Below are 15,721 nucleotides of genomic sequence, written 5' to 3'. Positions count from 1 at the left end.
GAAACACTGTATATATTACCAGTGTTAAAATAATTTGGTAATTCTACAATGCTTGCTCATATTTCAGTTAAAAATTTCGCTGTTGTTAAACAAATTGGCGTTGATGTTGCACACGGTCTAACTGTCATCACCGGTGAAACCGGCGCAGGAAAATCAATCGCTATAGATGCTTTGAGCCTATGTCTTGGTGATAGAGCCGATGCCGCATCTGTGCGCAAAGGAGCTGAAAAAGCGGAAGTTGTTGTCCACTTCGATATTTCTAAAGTCCCACTTGCGAAAGCATGGCTTGAAGACAACGAGCTACTTCAAGAAGATGCCCCTCATGAATGCTTCATCAGACGATTAGTAAGCAAGGAAGGACGTTCAAAAGCATTTATCAATGGCGTCGCAGTATCATTGAATCAACTTAAATCTCTTGGTCAATATTTAGTTAGCATCCACGGACAAAATGCTCACTACCAATTACTTAAGCCTGATAATCAGCGAAAGTTACTGGATAGCTTTGCGGGGCATAAAGAACAACTCACAAATGTGACTGTTGCTTATGAAAGTTTGCGTAAGAAACAACAATTATTAAAACAATTACTCTCTGCTCAGCAGCAGCGCAACGACCGTAAAAACTTGCTTGAATACCAAGTTGAAGAATTAGATAACTACAGCATTGGCGAGGATGAGTTCGCACAACTTGAACTAGAGCATAAACGACTAAGCAACAGTCAAACTCTATTAGAACAGGCGCAAATAAGTTTTTATCAATTATACGAGGGCGAAGATTTTAACGCATTGTCAGCAATACAGACCAGCGTAGATAACTTAAGTGAATTGCAAGAACATGACCCGACACTGAGTCCTATTGTTGATATGCTCAACGAAGCGGCTATTCAAGTTGAGGAAGCAGCTCAAGAAATTCGTCACTATTGTGATCAGTTAGAAATTGATCCCATGAAATTGCAGCAAGTAGAACAAAGGTATGCGGAAGCCATGGAGCTTGCAAGAAAGCATCATGTCAAACCTGAAGATCTATACACAACACATATGCAACTTGCCGATGAGTATGCTGAATTGCTGAAAGATGAAAATAGCCTCGATGAACTAACGAAAGAATGTGAAAAGGTTCGCAAAGAGTATGAAGTCTCTGCAGCTAAACTGCATGAATCAAGAAAACAAAGTGCCCAGGTGCTTGCTAAAAAGATCGAATCACATGTAAAAGACATGAATATGGCTCACGCAAAGATATTCATTGATGTTGACTACGATGAATCAGCATCACCTACTCCGCATGGTAACGATAATATATTAATAAAAGTGACAACCAACCCCGGTCAACCAGCCGACGCATTAGACAAAGTCGTTTCTGGTGGTGAACTCTCTCGAATAGGTCTTGCTATTCAAGTTATCACCTCAAGTGGTAATCAGATACCTACTATGATTTTTGATGAAGTCGATACTGGTATTAGTGGCCCTACAGCTTCAATTGTTGGCCGTTTATTAAGAAAACTCGGAGAAGCTTCTCAAGTTGTATGTGTAACACATTTACCACAAGTTGCTGCACACGGGCATAATCAAGTGTTTGTAACCAAGTTAACTGATGGCGATTCAACCGAAACGAAAATGCTGAAGTTAACTGATAATGAACGTGTCAATGAGATTGCAAGGCTGCTTGCTGGTGATAAATTAACCGATACTGCTATCGCAAATGCAAAAGACCTACTAAAACTGTAAATTAGAACTAATTATGAGTTGAATGGTCTGATATTAGTGGGTAGCATCTGTGCCCACAAATGTTGGCATTTGCCATACAAAATAAAAGCATTATTAATTCGGACTATTAAATGAAGTTAACATACGTACTGATCATTGCTGCAATGATATTAACAACCTCCGCTTGTAAAAACTGGATATATAGAATAGATGTCCCTCAGGGGAATTATCTTGACGATAGAGACGTGAAAAAGCTAAGGATCAGTATGACTAAAGAACAAGTCATTTTTGTCTTAGGCAACCCAGTGATTGAAGATTCATTTAATAGAGACACATGGTACTACGTGTACGAAATGAAGCGCGGTATGAGCAAGCGTGGAGAAGACTTCAAAAAGGACCTTATTCTCAATTTTAAAGATGGAAAGTTAATTAAAGTCACCGGTGACTTTGAGCTATCTGAAGATTTCAACGTTCCACTTGATGCCTAAACTAGATTAAATTAAATCAGGGGCCGAGTAATAGGTATTTCGGCCACTGTCTTTTGCCTTGTAAAGGGCTTTGTCAGCCTCCTCAAACAACTTATCTTTGAGAAGCGAATCAGACGTAAGCTCATCAACTTTCGTTGACACAGTGCCGATTGAAACGGCCATATCATAAAGCTGTATATCTGTGAGTAAGTCTTGGCAGACCTTACTAACATCTGCTTGCTCTGCATCATACATAACAATAGCGAATTCATCTCCGGACAAACGGCATGGGAAGTCATGTTCTCGAATACAAACAGACCTCAGAATTTCACCTAAGTTCGTCAAGCGGTCATCACCATAAGAATGCCCGTGTTTGTCATTCATTTCTTTAAAATTATCGATATCAATGACCAGTAAAGATATTTTCTTCTTCTCAGCCTTGGCCTTTTCAATTAAATCGATCGTTTGTTGCACAAAGTAGCGACGATTCTTTAATCCCGTTAGTCGGTCGGTAATTGAGTCGCCATAAAGCTGTTGTATAATTTTATGATTGGCAATAAGTAATCTATGTAGGCTTATGTTAACGATAAGACACAAACACATTAACAATGAATAAATCGTCATCCGAAACACTAGTTCCATCATGTTCTGGTCACTAAGAGCATTCACGACGAACATGGTAAACAATAGTACCGCACTCACAATTAAAGTTGGAGCAACTGGCAACATCATCATCAGGCATCCGAATAGGATTAGAAGTACGAAACCTAATTCAGAGAAATGTGAATCTAACAGTGTCTTTGCAAAAGCAAATATCATGATGTGCAACAGACCAACATTGAAGTAAATAAATAAATGCAACTTCATGTGAGCACGAATGGATTTTACATCACGAAACCAATGGAGATACATAGATACGATAAGAGGCAGAATCACGAAAAGAATTTTAAGTGGAATGGTAATTTTATAAGTTTCAGGCGGAAAGCGAAAATAATCTATGACCGTGAACATTACATAAATAAGCAAACAACCAAACAAGCTCCATTTCTTAAAAACAAGAGTCGACTGACTTAGAAAGTTATCTAATTCTTGGTTGTAACTGGAGTTTGTATCCACTTTGTTATTGTCGGAACTCAACTACATCATCCTTTTAACTGCTCTAACAATGCTTTTGCTTCTTCTTTCTGATCATCGGTACCTTTTTCCATTACGTCTTCTAAGGCTTCAATGGCAGCATCATTGTCTTCCATGTCTATATATACTCTGGCTAAGTCCAGATTACTTGCTTGATCAGCATCTAAATCAACATCTATTTCGGCGTCATCATTTAAGAAACTATCTAAAGACATATCCAAATCAAGAGCAAGTTCATCGTCCGTTGCTGGCGTTAAATTTTCACTTTCTTTTAAGAGGCTATCAACATCAATGTACCCTTTCGATTTATCGTCAGCCGATTCATCAAATAAAGCAGTTAAATCCAGGTCGGGATTGTCTAAGGAATCAGAGTCTAATTCACTAAGATCGCTGTCGAGTTCAATTTCATCGCGCTCTTCAAGTGAAAGTTTGTCAATTTCAGCGGCTGTTTTCTCATCTGATATTGCGCCCATTTCTTCCAATAATGAGTCAAAATCAGCTTCTTCAATTTCGCGTAAAACATCATCTTCAGAGTCATTTCTATCAAACTCATCCAAGGCTTTGGCGAGTTCAAGATCACTCTCATTTTCAATGTCACTTTCAATTGCGCTACCTGAGCTGGGTTCATCGTCATCTAACCAATCATCAAGGTCGGGCAAGTCCAATAAATCATCATCAGCTTCATGCGCTTCAATATCACTATCTGCTTTAACGGATGACCTTGAATCTTGCTCACTCGATTCAATCTCATTGGAATCATCTTGAATAGTCGATTCTTCTGACTCTAACGGTTCCGACTCTAGCGGCTCTGTTTCTAGTGATTCTACATCTGAGGACTCTAAGTCTATTGAATCTGATGTGAGGCTGGGAATATCCTCTAGTTCTAAATCATTACGACCCTGTGTTTCTGTTTCTGTTTCTGTTTCTGTTTCTAAGTCACTAGAATCCGTATCTAGCGATGGCTTATCTTGAATGTCTAAATCTTTTAGAGCACTCAAATCAATATCGTCTAGTTCAATCTCATCCAGAGGCTCTGTTGAATCGAGCTCATCTAGCATTTCCTTAGATATATCATCTAACTCAGCGCTTTGATCATCCTTACTCTCAATATCATCAATTAAGCCATCAATCGAATCATCTGGCTCTGGCTTTGGCTCTTGCTCTTGCTCTTGCTCCGCACTAGTATCATCTGTTGGATCAAGTGGGTCTTCGTCGAGTTGATTGTTTATTAAATCATCTAAACTGTCATCAAGGACTGAATCTATATCAATATCTTCAGGCTCATCATTTTCTGCTTCGTCGGCATCGATATCTATGTCGGCATCTGCAGCATCATCAACACCGTCGTCACCATCGGCATCATCAACACCGTCGGCATCTTCAGCATCATCAACACCGTCGTCATCATCAGCATCATCAGCATCAGCATCAGCATCAGCATCAAAAGTCTCATCATCTATTAAACTGTCGCCTAACTCTGATTCATCTAATACATCAGCAAGCTCTTCGTTCTTTTCAAAGCTGATTGTGCCGGTTTGAAGCTCGTTGAAACTATCTTCTATTTCAGAATCTCGGTCTGATTTAGTTTGCTTCTCGCTGTCCTCTAAAGGCTCAGATAATAACTCTTCTACATCTAGGTCTTTCTCGTCCGGTTGTTCGGCACCCAACTCTGAAAGTAGCTCATCACTGAGGGGATCATCAAGCTCATCGTTTTCAAGGGATTCAAGAGATTTCTCTTCTTCCGCGTTGGCAATAGCATCTGCAATATCATCTTCAAGCCCGATAGTCAGATCATCCAGGGGCTTTATTGATTTTTGTTTGTCTAAACTTTCACTGCCATCACTGCTGTCAGAATCCAATTCATCTTCTTGAGTCTCAACGTCAAGTTCGTCATCTTCAAAGTTGTTGTTTGCAAGGTCTTCATCAAAACTGTTAGTTAGGGTGTTTATCTCAATGTTCTTTTCAGATATTTCTGCACCAATCTGTTCAATGATATCTTCATCAATTTCATCCGCAGGGGTCATTGCAACGCCTGCTGGTACATCACTATCAAGTGAGTTTTGTTCTAATAAATCATCAATACTTATTTCAGTTTGTTCATCATCATCTGCGTTATTAATTTGAGCGTCAGAATCACCCTCACTGGCAGAATCACTTTCATTCAGTTCTTTGCTAGCATCAGCTTCTACTTGATCGATATCTAGTTTCTGCTCATCTAAAATACTATCGATATCGACTTCTTGCGGTTCATCATCCAAATCCGCTTTTGATTCCATATCGCTGTCAGAGTCTAGATCTATTGAATCACTGTCACCATCGAGGTCTATGTCATCATCATCGAGGTCAATGCCCTCCAAGTCCGAATCAAGTTCATCCCCATCTAGGCTGATATCGTCATTATCAAGCTCAGAAAGTGCATCACTTAAATCATCATTGGCTTTAGCGTCAGTTTGATCGGGTACCAACATTTCATCATCAATATCGCCAAAGTCGTCTGTATCAACAGCAATTTCGTCAATCGACTCTTCTAATTCATCTGATAATATATCGTCTAGCAACTCATCGTCAGTTACGTCCTCTGTTTCTAACATTGCAAGTAATTCATCAGCGTCATTAGATGATGGATCGTCTAACTCAATATGATCTGAATCCTCACCTTCGACCTCAATGCTATCTTCAGCACTAGCCGGCTTGCGTAACAAAACCAATGCAATAAGAATAAACACCAATAAAAAACCAACCGTTGTTGCACTGATAATGAAGACTGGATCTTTAATGATGTTGATTAATGAGCTAGCTTCCCGTTCCTGCTCTTTCATTTTTGCTAGGGCGACAAATTCGCGTAACTCTTGAATTTGAATATCTTGCAGATCTAGCTTAGCCTGGAAGTCTTCGCTAAGTTCTGCTCTGAGGGCAATGAACTCTTGATCCTTTTTAGCTAATTCTTCGAGCACTAACTTATTGTCATCAACAATAGCTTGAGTTGCTTGAATTGATTCAGTTAACTGCTGTTTAAAATCATTGACCAGGCTCGACTGCTGACGTTTGAGAGAATTTATTTGTTGTTGAAATTGCTGTTGAGCCTCATCTAACTCTTTTTTGTTTACTAGAGGTGTCTCGGACTTTAAATTTTCCGTTTCAGATTCAGCGGGAGAACTCTCATTGTTGCTCGCTCCACTTCGCCCTGTTAACTTTGAAAATGCAAGGTCGTCTCTTTCAGCTTTCGCTCGAGCTCGTTGAGGGTCTACTCTAGCAATGTAACGGTCGGTAGGTAATTGCAACATTGAGCCGTTAACCATGGTATTAAAATTACGGTTAACAAAGGCTCTTGGGTTAAGCTCGTAAATCGCCATCATCACTTGATACACAGTGAATTGCTGATTTTTACGATATTGGTTTGAAATAGCCCACAATGTGTCTGACTGATCTATCGGGCCATAAACTACCCCTGAATAAACATCAGCGGCATCTCGAGGACCTTGAATTTGCGTTCCTTGCGCATTTGCAGCGACAACCACTGAAAAACTTAATACAGCGAAAAGCATTGCACGAATGAGTATTAAAGACCACTTCATAGTAATTGTTTCGACTCTCCATTTTAGGGTTGTTTAAGCCTGTTGCGCCAAGCTAAAAATACTACTCAGTACCTGACAAAGACACTTTTTTACCGAAAAGCTATTGAATTTTGTTAGCACAACAATAGCTTATCGGCATTTTAACATTTTAATTTACAGATAATCTCTAATCAAAGTCTCGGCGATCTGCACACTATTGGTTGCAGCACCTTTTCTAATGTTATCAGAGACAACCCAAAGGTTAATTCCGTGAGAGTGCGAAATGTCATTTCTAACTCGTCCTACGTGAACAGAATCATTCCCGCTTGCACTCGACACTTGAGTTGGAAAATCCTCAGGTTTGTCATACAAAGTAACACCCGGTGCATTCCGCAATAACTCTTTAACAGCTTCCGCATCAATTTGTTGGCGAGTTTCAATATGAATCGCTTCACCGTGACCATAAAATACTGGTACTCGCACAGCAGTCGCGTTTACCAGTATGCTGTCATCGCCCATAATTTTCTTTGTTTCCCACACCATTTTCATTTCTTCTTTGGTGTAATCATTTTCAAGAAATACATCAATTTGCGGAATCACATTAAACGCGATTTGACGAGAAAACTCATCTCCGGTAATTGACTTAGCATTTAATAACTCTGCCGTTTGTCTTGCCAATGCTTCCATCGCACTCTTACCAGCGCCGGAGACAGACTGATAAGTACAAACGTTAATTCGTTCAATTCCAACTGCATCATGTATGGGTTTTAAGGCGACCATCATTTGAATAGTCGAGCAGTTTGGGTTTGCAATGATATTGCGGTTTCTAAAATCTGCTAATGCATGAGGATTAACCTCAGGCACGACCAATGGAATATCTGCTTCGTAGCGAAAATGCGACGTGTTATCAATTACTACGCAACCCGCTTCAGCTGCAATTGGCGCAAATTTTTCAGAAACACTACCACCTGCAGAAAAGAATCCAAATTGGACTTTAGACCAATCGAACTCATCAGCATTGAGAACCGTTATTTTCTCGCCCTTAAAATTGATAGTGCCACCTGCTGAACGCTCACTTGCGAGTGGGTAAAGTTTGTTTATTGGAAAATCACGCTCTTCCAATAAATCCATCATTGTTTGACCAACTAAGCCAGTGGCGCCTAATACGGCGACGTCGAACGCTTGCGACATGGGTAAATATCTCCAAAAATATGTAATTAAGAAAAGGGTGAAACGACTATCGTTAGTTGGCTATTTTAAACCCTATCGACGCGGCTATTTTTGCCACATTCTTATTGTAATTTTCACTGTCTTCCTTAGCCGAAAATTTGAGCGTTACAGCACTAGATTCTCGACGCACTGGGTAGTGTTTTCGAATTTCAGCAAACGCCTCTGATTTTGCCATGCGAGAGCGAAAAATACCATCATCCTTTTTGATGTCATAAATAGACGTAACTATATGAAATAATTGATTAAAAGATGGTGATGACGAATTCACTAGTAGCTTATTTTTAAAATCAGGTAAGAATTGTTCTAGTTTCGATACGATTTGTTTATTCAAATGGCGGCAAAACGCGTCATAAACCATTGAAGTCCCTCTGGCTTTACCTTCCAAAGTATGACCTGCGATATGGGCAGTTGCTAGCCGAGTGTAGGGAATTAACTGATGATTAATGAGGGGTTCGTTCTCCCAAACATCTAACACTACATTAAGTTTTTTACCCTGAATGAAGCTAGCTAAAAGTGCTGAATTATCAACAACTTCGCCGCGACACGCGTTTATTAGATATTGTGTTTGCTTAAGCGACTCAAATTCATTTTTACTAAACATGTGATAGCTTGGGAATTCACCATCTTTAACAAGTGGCGTATGCAGGCAAATTATATCTGCTTGCATTGCCTCATCAAAATGCCCAAAAGTTCGCTCGTCTCCTTTCGCTTCCAATGGAGGGTCACACAATATGAAGTCTATCGAAAATGCTTCGAGGATTTTCGATAAAGCACTACCTACATTGCCCGCACCAATAATAGCGACTTTTTTCTCAATTGGGTCGAATCCATCTTCAAGCGCGAGTTGAAAGATAGCACTGAGCACATATTCAGCTACAGCAACAGCATTGCAGCCGCCTGCTGCATACCATTTTATATTTTGTGAATCCAAATAAGCGGTATCAAGATGATTAAAACCAGCCGTAGCAGTGGCGACAAATTGTAAGCGATTTGCTTGCTTTAATAATTCTGCGTCTACTTTGGTTGTTGAGCGCACGAAAAGCGCATCAATATCAATTAATGTGTTTGGTGTTAATCCACCTACTTCGAATGCTTTAGCATTTCCGAACTCTGAAAAAAACGCCTCCGCATATGGCATTGCGGCGTCATACAAAATATTCAAAAATGTTCTCCAAATTCAATTATCGTTATTATGTTGTCAAAATAAAAAGCCATTCAACAAAGAATGGCTTTTAGTATATTTAAAACAACTGAGTACCGGCAACACCGGAGTAACAACTCGTTTAGGCTTGGTATTTTTTGAATACTAAAGTCGCATTTGTACCACCAAAACCAAAGCTATTTGACATTATTAAATCTAGTTTCGCTTCTCTGGTTTCCGTCACAATATCCAGACCTATGGCTGCTTCATCTAAGTTTTCTACATTGATTGAGGGAGCTATAAAATCATTTTCCATCATTAAGATACTATAAATTGCTTCATTGACGCCCGCAGCACCCAGCGCATGGCCAGTGAGAGATTTGGTCGCACTCATCGGTGGGCTATTTTCACCAAATAAAGTTTGAATCGCTTCTAACTCTTTTACATCACCTACCGGCGTAGACGTACCGTGTGTATTTAAATAATCAACAGGCTGTTCAATTCCTTGAAGAGCTTGCTTCATGCATCGGACAGCGCCCTCACCTGACGGTGCCACCATATCGTAACCGTCAGATGTAGCTCCGTAACCTACAACTTCAGCATAAATTTTTGCGCCACGAGCAAGTGCATGCTCAAGCTCTTCAACCACGACCATACCGCCGCCACCAGAGCTTACGAAACCATCGCGATCAGCGTCATAAGTTCTCGATGCCTTGGTTGGATCATCATTGTACTTAGTTGACAAGGCACCCATTGCATCAAATTGACTCGATAAAGCCCAATGCAACTCTTCGCCACCGCCTGCAAACACCATGTCTTGTTTGCCTAATTGAATCATTTCCAAAGCATTACCAATACAATGCGCACTCGTCGCGCAAGCGGAAGAAATACTATAGTTCACGCCTTTAATCTTAAACGGTGTCGCTAAGCAAGCTGAAACTGTGCTGCCCATGCAGCGAGTTACCATATATGGACCGATACGCTTTACACTTTTCTCACGTAATGTATCCGCTGAAATCACTTGGTTTTCAGAAGATGCACCACCGGAACCAGCAATAATACCGACTCTTTCATTTGAGTATTGCTCTTCCGTTAAACCTGCATCTTCTATCGCTTGTTTCATTGCGATATATGCGTAACTTGCAGCATCGCCCATAAAGCGGAGTGCTTTGCGATCAATATGCTCAGCCAAATCAATTTTGAGGTCACCCCAAACTTGGCTTCTTAGCCCCATGTCAGCGAATTGTTGGGAAAAAGTAATGCCTGAACGGCCAGCTCTCAACGACTCACTTACTTCCTGCTTATTGTTGCCTATGCTTGATACGATGCCAAGGCCAGTAATCACTGCTCTTCTCATTTTTCACCTAATATATTATTGCGAATTCATCTTTGTTTTTATAGTTAGAAAGGCGTCTAAATACAAGCTAACGCTAACAATTAACCACCATTCCATTTTATTTATTGCATTACGCATTCGTCTTTGTGAACGCTATAGTAACGGTTTTAATTATCAAAGTGGTCTGATATTTAAAAAATTTAAGTGTTTGTTCGACCAACTTCACTTTAAAAAGTTTGATACACCTAACAAAGCGGGTTTAATTCAGATCAAAATTACTATTTCAATTGGCAGTTATTATTGCTGGAAGCCCTAATTTCATAACTTTCATATTGCCGACGTTTTTATAGCCTGAAGCTCCAATTGTTGTTTAATATGTTGACTGTCTCAGGCCTATTTAGCATGTTATACTTCAACACACAAACCACGCTAGTTTATTGAATCACAGGTGTTTTTTGAAAATCTCCAATGCCAACATTAGTTTTAACGAAAACGGAACACCTGTAGCGAGTACCTTTGACGACGTATACTTCTCTAACGACAGCGGCATAAAAGAAACGCAATACGTATTTATCGACAGCAACAAACTTAACGAACGTTGGCTTGCATCGACTGAGTCCAGTTTCCACATTGGCGAAACAGGATTTGGTACGGGGCTCAATTTACTCGTTGCAGCTCAGCAGTTTCAAGCATTTAGAGAGAAACACCCCACATCACCGTTAACAAAACTTTACTTTCTTAGTACTGAAAAATTTCCGTTAAGTAAAGCAGACTTAATTAAAGCGCTCAGCCTATGGCCAGAACTTAGCGATTTTAGTCAAGATTTGATTAGCGTATATCCCATTCCATTGCCGGGTATGCACCGGATACACTTATTCAACGGGCTTGTTGTTTTAGATTTATGGCTTGGTGATGCGACTGATGGTTTTACACAGACTCATTCACACCTCAATGGCCGCATTGATGCTTGGTTTCTGGATGGGTTTGCGCCTAGCAAAAATGATTCTATGTGGCAAATCGCTCTATTTACTCAACTCAAACGCTTAAGTCGTGAAGATGCAAGCTTCGCGACTTTTACTGCCGCTGGCGTCGTGAAACGTGGATTACGAGATGCCGGCTTTGCTGTCCATAAACAAAAGGGCTTTGGTCGAAAGCGTGAAATGCTAGTTGGAAACTTATCGATTGAAAACGCCTCCCGTTTAATAAGCAGGCAAGCACCTATTTATCACCGTCATACTCCTACTCTTTCACTGGCAGATAAGAAGAAGGAACATGTCTCCATTGTAGGCGGGGGAATAGCTGCCGCAATTTGTGCTTACAAACTGATTCAAGCAGGGAAGAAAGTCAGTTTATATTGTGCTGATACTCACCTTGCCCAAGGAGCTTCTGGCAATGAACAAGGAGGGTTTTACCCTCAACTAAATGCTGAAGCCGGTATCGCTAGTCAAATTCATGCTCATAGTTTTTTGTACGCTCGTCGCTTCTACGACCAACTGATAAGTGAAGGCAACAGTTTCAAACATCAATGGTGTGGGGTCCTGCAGCTTTGTTTCAATGAGAATGTCACGAGTCGTTATCAGGCAATGATCCGTAACCAAACATGGCCTCAATCACTCGTCACTTGGCTCGAACCTAAACAAGCTTCAACTATCGCGAATGTTGATATTCCATATTCCAGCTTATATTTGCCGTTGGGCGGATGGTTGTCGCCACCCGACTTGGTTCGAGCCTGCGTGCAAGCTGCAAGCGATGGTGACTTTGAGCTGCACCTTGATCATAGGCTAATTGAAATATTCTCTAGAGAGGACGGCCAGTCATCAAAACTTGTGTTTAATCAAAGCGAAACGAACTCAAATAAGGTAATTGACGCAGACATAGTGATTCTCGCCTGTGGAGCAGAATCACACTTGCTCAAAGAGCTTAATTTACCATTCAGAATGACACGAGGTCAGGTGGAGCGTATTCCCACAAATGCTCAGCTTTCAAAGCTTGATACTGTGTTGTGTCACAAAGGATATATGACCCCGGCAAATGATGCTCATCACGCAATGGGTTCTACTTATGTGAAAAATGATTTAGATACTGCCTACAGAGACAGTGAAGGCATACTGAATTTGAACATGCACAAATTGGCGCTGAGTAAGGCTACTTGGTCGAGCGAACTAGAACTGAATAAAGATTATGATAATGCAGCTGAAAATGACATTTTAAAGAGTGAGTACAGCGACGAGAACTTAAAAGGCAGAGCCGCAATTAGGTGCAGTCTTCCAGATCACTTACCTGCGGTGGGCTGCTTTCCTGAAGTAGAAGTTCAAAAACGCGAATTGCACGAATTATATAAAGCGAAAGCAGAGAGCTATTATCCAATCCCTTCAGTGAAGCCCGATATATATCTTCTGACGGGTTTAGGCTCTCGGGGCTTGACAACTGCCCCACTGATGGCGGAAATATTAGTGAGCCAAATCTGCGGGCAGCCTCTTCCACTTGATAATAATTTGTTAAATGCGCTCAACCCTAATCGCTTTTTAGTCCGCGATTTAATCAGACGACGATAAACGAGTGACGTAATTAGGACGCAAGCCATCAGCAATAAAGTGTGGAATTAGCACTGATGCGCTAGCGACGACTCTACGATCGTCAATTGAGATAATACGAGCATTAATTTGCACGCCTTTTGGTTTATCAATCATAGTGCCGGATAACATATGATCCATTTCCATGTTTTGCGCCAATTCAATTGAATCTCTAGAAAAAATAAAATCGCCTCTTTGAGTTACTTTTAGCGCACTGCTAACTTTAAAATCAACAACGGAGAGACCAAACTGCTGAACTTCCGAAATAAAATATTCAGCTAATTGATTCCCTAAAATATTAGTGTTTTGCAAACTTCTATCTAAGCGCACAAATGAGGCTACTCCAATGCGGTCGTCCTTCTTCATACCAGCACTGTTTTTTAATAATTGCATAGACAACTGAGCAGCATAATCTTCTAGCGATTTATGCGAAAAACTAGGACGAAACAGAGTAGAAGGCGTCTGCCAAGGCTGCATTATTGCTGCTTCTTCATTGTTTTGAGGCATCCCTGAATCAGCAGACAAGTCACCTTTGTAATCACCCAACGAAATGCCAGAACGTCCCTTCGGGATAATATCCTCGTTCAGCGCTTGGCCTCCTTCTTGTCCTCGCAAAATATCAGCGATGGTTTCAGGTGGTTCATAGCCCGCCATCAACATTTTACTCACTGCACAGCCATTGAGATATGCAACGCTGGCGGCTAACACGACAAACTTGATTTTTGCATTCATGTTACTCACCTTTAATCAATCTGACGCCATCAACAATCTCTGCCGTTTTGCTAGACTCGCTCGGTATTAGCGCATCGACAACATAAAAAGGTACGAACATCTGTGAACTCGCTACAATGACATTCGATTCCATGCCCAACATTCTTGCATTTACAAGATATCCGCCTTGATGCTTAGTCATAGTGCCAGTTAACACATATTGAATGGGCGTAGTACTGGTCAAATCGAGAAAATCGCGAGACATGACAAAGTCGCCTGTTTCAGTTACACGAATGAATTGTGTCGCTTTGAATTCAACGACTGGCATTCTGAATTTGTGAAACTCATGAGCAAAGGATTCAGCAATCTGATATCCCAATAAATTAGTTTCTTTAAGATCACTATCGATTAATGAGAAATGAGTAACGGCTACTGGTGTTCTTTCCGTGACATATTCCATATTTGAGACTAAGTCTTGCGCCATATTGCGCACGTAATCTCCGATATGTTTTGCTAAAGGGCGACTCTTATATGCGCCGTTAACACTTGAGTAAACCGCTGGTTTAACGATGGCACCAAACTCGTCGATCCCCTCTTCCTGATCTTCATTTTCTTGAGTGAGCAGTGTGTTTTCAACACCTTCAATATTAATAATATCACTCGTCTCTTCTTGCATAGAGTCTGCGTTTTCTTGAGTGTCTCCAAATAAACCCATATCTGGCATCATGGAGCAGCCCGATAAAGTCAAAAGTGCTAGTGTCGTAAATAAAAGCTTCATAGTGCTGCTCCGTTAGTTTGATTTTCAATTCTGTATAAGCGTCCACCGCGGGTTGTCACTTGTTCCGTTTCCCAAAACAAGTCACCAGGGAAGAATTTCGTCGCAGCCGCAACTACGTCTTTGCTTCTCGCATTAATTATTCTGGCATTCACTACTGCACCTTGTTGCTGCTGCGTAATCGTACCGGTGATAAAAAAGTCCACACGCTGCACGGCGTTGAGTTGTTCGACATCTCGTGACAGGATGCGGTCAGATTTTTCCGTAATGGTGATACTATTTGCCGCTTTGTAATCTTGCGCCACAAAACCTCGTTTAACGGCCTCTGTCATGAGCCCTTGTTCAAGCTGTTGCCCAAGTAGCATGAGTGGATCTTGATGATCATGGTTCTGCTTGAATGTGTCTACTGGCACAAAGCCTGTAACAGCGAAACGGTAATTTCTATCTGGTCGAAGTGTGGCAAACAGCTCGTTTGCTAGTTGATTAGTGTGGTACTCGGCATTGCCTAGCGCTTTAGACACGTGGCTTTTATTCTGTGCTGTTGCGGGATCTAACATCGAGCAGCCCGACAAACTTAACAATAGAATTAAGCTTAGAATGCTGAAGATAAATACGGCATATGGTGTAAATGAATTTTTCAAAATGATTTCTCACAAAGTGGCAATCTCTTCTATATGCGGAGGGATTTGCAAGAAGAGTTCCACTTTTGCAGAAATATGTTTTTTTAAAATAAAAACTTTTAAAATTTTATTTAAAGTTTGAAGAGCTCAGCAAATAGTTGCGTCACTTGTTCAGCATCTTGTTGATTAAGCTCATTGTTCTGAAAGGCTTTTTCTAATTGCCACTCTAGTGTTTCTTTTAAACTTAAAAGTGGGTTTTTATTACCATCTTCAATCAACTTTTCGACGGCGGCGACTGCAATATCGAAATGGCCATGCAAATAACTGGCAATAAACAGTTCATGATCACTGCCATCAACAATAAATGAATCCAAGTGTGCCTGCATTTTGTCGGTTTTCTCTAGGAAAATCGAATGTTCATTCAAAACGTACTCCTTCTAAAATATGATAAGAAATTAGATATATCTTGCTCGTTTGTT

General features: G+C 40.6%; 12 protein-coding genes. 3 read left to right on the top strand and 9 right to left on the bottom strand.

The window, feature by feature from the left end; all coding sequences use genetic code 11:
- Nucleotides 1-48 precede the first annotated feature (48 nt).
- Both recN and ACKLNX_RS14425 read left to right on the top strand, forming a co-directional pair.
- Nucleotides 49-1,722 carry a DNA repair protein RecN gene (gene recN / locus ACKLNX_RS14430; protein WP_411694023.1) on the top strand — a complete coding sequence of 558 codons (1,674 nt, stop codon included), beginning with the start codon at nucleotides 49-51 and terminating at the stop codon, nucleotides 1,720-1,722.
- A 110-nt stretch (nucleotides 1,723-1,832) separates the two neighbouring features.
- A complete protein-coding gene (locus ACKLNX_RS14425) occupies nucleotides 1,833-2,189 on the top strand; it encodes an outer membrane protein assembly factor BamE (RefSeq protein WP_411694024.1) in 357 nt (118 codons plus the stop codon).
- A 6-nt stretch (nucleotides 2,190-2,195) separates the two neighbouring features.
- Here the strand turns inward: ACKLNX_RS14425 and ACKLNX_RS14420 are convergent, their stop codons facing one another.
- From ACKLNX_RS14420 to fabB, 5 genes are all read right to left on the bottom strand, one after another.
- Nucleotides 2,196-3,305, bottom strand: coding sequence for a GGDEF domain-containing protein (locus ACKLNX_RS14420; protein ID WP_411694025.1), 1,110 nt, complete (start codon nucleotides 3,303-3,305; stop codon nucleotides 2,196-2,198).
- Nucleotides 3,306-3,310: 5 nt separating this feature from the next.
- Complete coding sequence (locus ACKLNX_RS14415) at nucleotides 3,311-6,877, bottom strand: FimV/HubP family polar landmark protein (RefSeq protein ID WP_412972871.1); 3,567 nt, start codon at nucleotides 6,875-6,877, stop codon at nucleotides 3,311-3,313.
- Nucleotides 6,878-7,030: 153 nt separating this feature from the next.
- Nucleotides 7,031-8,047 (bottom strand): aspartate-semialdehyde dehydrogenase, encoded by a 1,017-nt coding sequence (locus tag ACKLNX_RS14410; RefSeq protein ID WP_411694027.1) that lies wholly within the window; start codon nucleotides 8,045-8,047, stop codon nucleotides 7,031-7,033.
- 52 nt (nucleotides 8,048-8,099) lie between these two features.
- A complete protein-coding gene (locus tag ACKLNX_RS14405; RefSeq protein ID WP_412972870.1) occupies nucleotides 8,100-9,248 on the bottom strand; it encodes a 4-phosphoerythronate dehydrogenase in 1,149 nt (382 codons plus the stop codon).
- A 121-nt stretch (nucleotides 9,249-9,369) separates the two neighbouring features.
- Entirely contained in the window at nucleotides 9,370-10,584 is a 1,215-nt protein-coding gene (gene fabB / locus ACKLNX_RS14400) for a beta-ketoacyl-ACP synthase I (RefSeq protein ID WP_412972869.1), read from the bottom strand.
- Nucleotides 10,585-11,018: 434 nt separating this feature from the next.
- On the opposite strand from fabB, the gene mnmC reads away from it, so the two are divergent.
- On the top strand, nucleotides 11,019-13,118 hold the full coding sequence (gene mnmC / locus ACKLNX_RS14395; protein ID WP_412972868.1) for a bifunctional tRNA (5-methylaminomethyl-2-thiouridine)(34)-methyltransferase MnmD/FAD-dependent 5-carboxymethylaminomethyl-2-thiouridine(34) oxidoreductase MnmC: 2,100 nt from the start codon (nucleotides 11,019-11,021) through the stop codon (nucleotides 13,116-13,118).
- On the opposite strand, the gene ACKLNX_RS14390 is transcribed toward mnmC, so the two are convergent.
- The 4 genes from ACKLNX_RS14390 to ACKLNX_RS14375 all read right to left on the bottom strand — a co-directional run bounded on the left by ACKLNX_RS14390 (nucleotide 13,101) and on the right by ACKLNX_RS14375 (nucleotide 15,667).
- Nucleotides 13,101-13,868, bottom strand: coding sequence for a FlgO family outer membrane protein (locus tag ACKLNX_RS14390; RefSeq protein ID WP_412972867.1), 768 nt, complete (start codon nucleotides 13,866-13,868; stop codon nucleotides 13,101-13,103). The genes mnmC and ACKLNX_RS14390 overlap by 18 nt on opposite strands.
- Before the next feature lies 1 nt (nucleotide 13,869).
- Complete coding sequence (locus ACKLNX_RS14385) at nucleotides 13,870-14,625, bottom strand: FlgO family outer membrane protein (protein WP_411694032.1); 756 nt, start codon at nucleotides 14,623-14,625, stop codon at nucleotides 13,870-13,872.
- Nucleotides 14,622-15,263 (bottom strand): FlgO family outer membrane protein, encoded by a 642-nt coding sequence (locus tag ACKLNX_RS14380; protein WP_412972866.1) that lies wholly within the window; start codon nucleotides 15,261-15,263, stop codon nucleotides 14,622-14,624. Before ACKLNX_RS14380 ends, ACKLNX_RS14385 begins: the two co-directional genes overlap by 4 nt.
- A gap of 110 nt (nucleotides 15,264-15,373) precedes the next feature.
- Complete coding sequence (locus ACKLNX_RS14375) at nucleotides 15,374-15,667, bottom strand: YfcL family protein (RefSeq protein ID WP_412972865.1); 294 nt, start codon at nucleotides 15,665-15,667, stop codon at nucleotides 15,374-15,376.
- Between the last annotated feature and the right edge of the window lie 54 nt (nucleotides 15,668-15,721).

Source organism: Glaciecola sp. MF2-115, from assembly GCF_047250385.1.
Classification (GTDB): domain Bacteria; phylum Pseudomonadota; class Gammaproteobacteria; order Enterobacterales; family Alteromonadaceae; genus Glaciecola.
The sequence above is the reverse complement of the archived record's forward strand: the minus strand, read 5'-3'. Positions and strand labels throughout refer to the sequence as shown.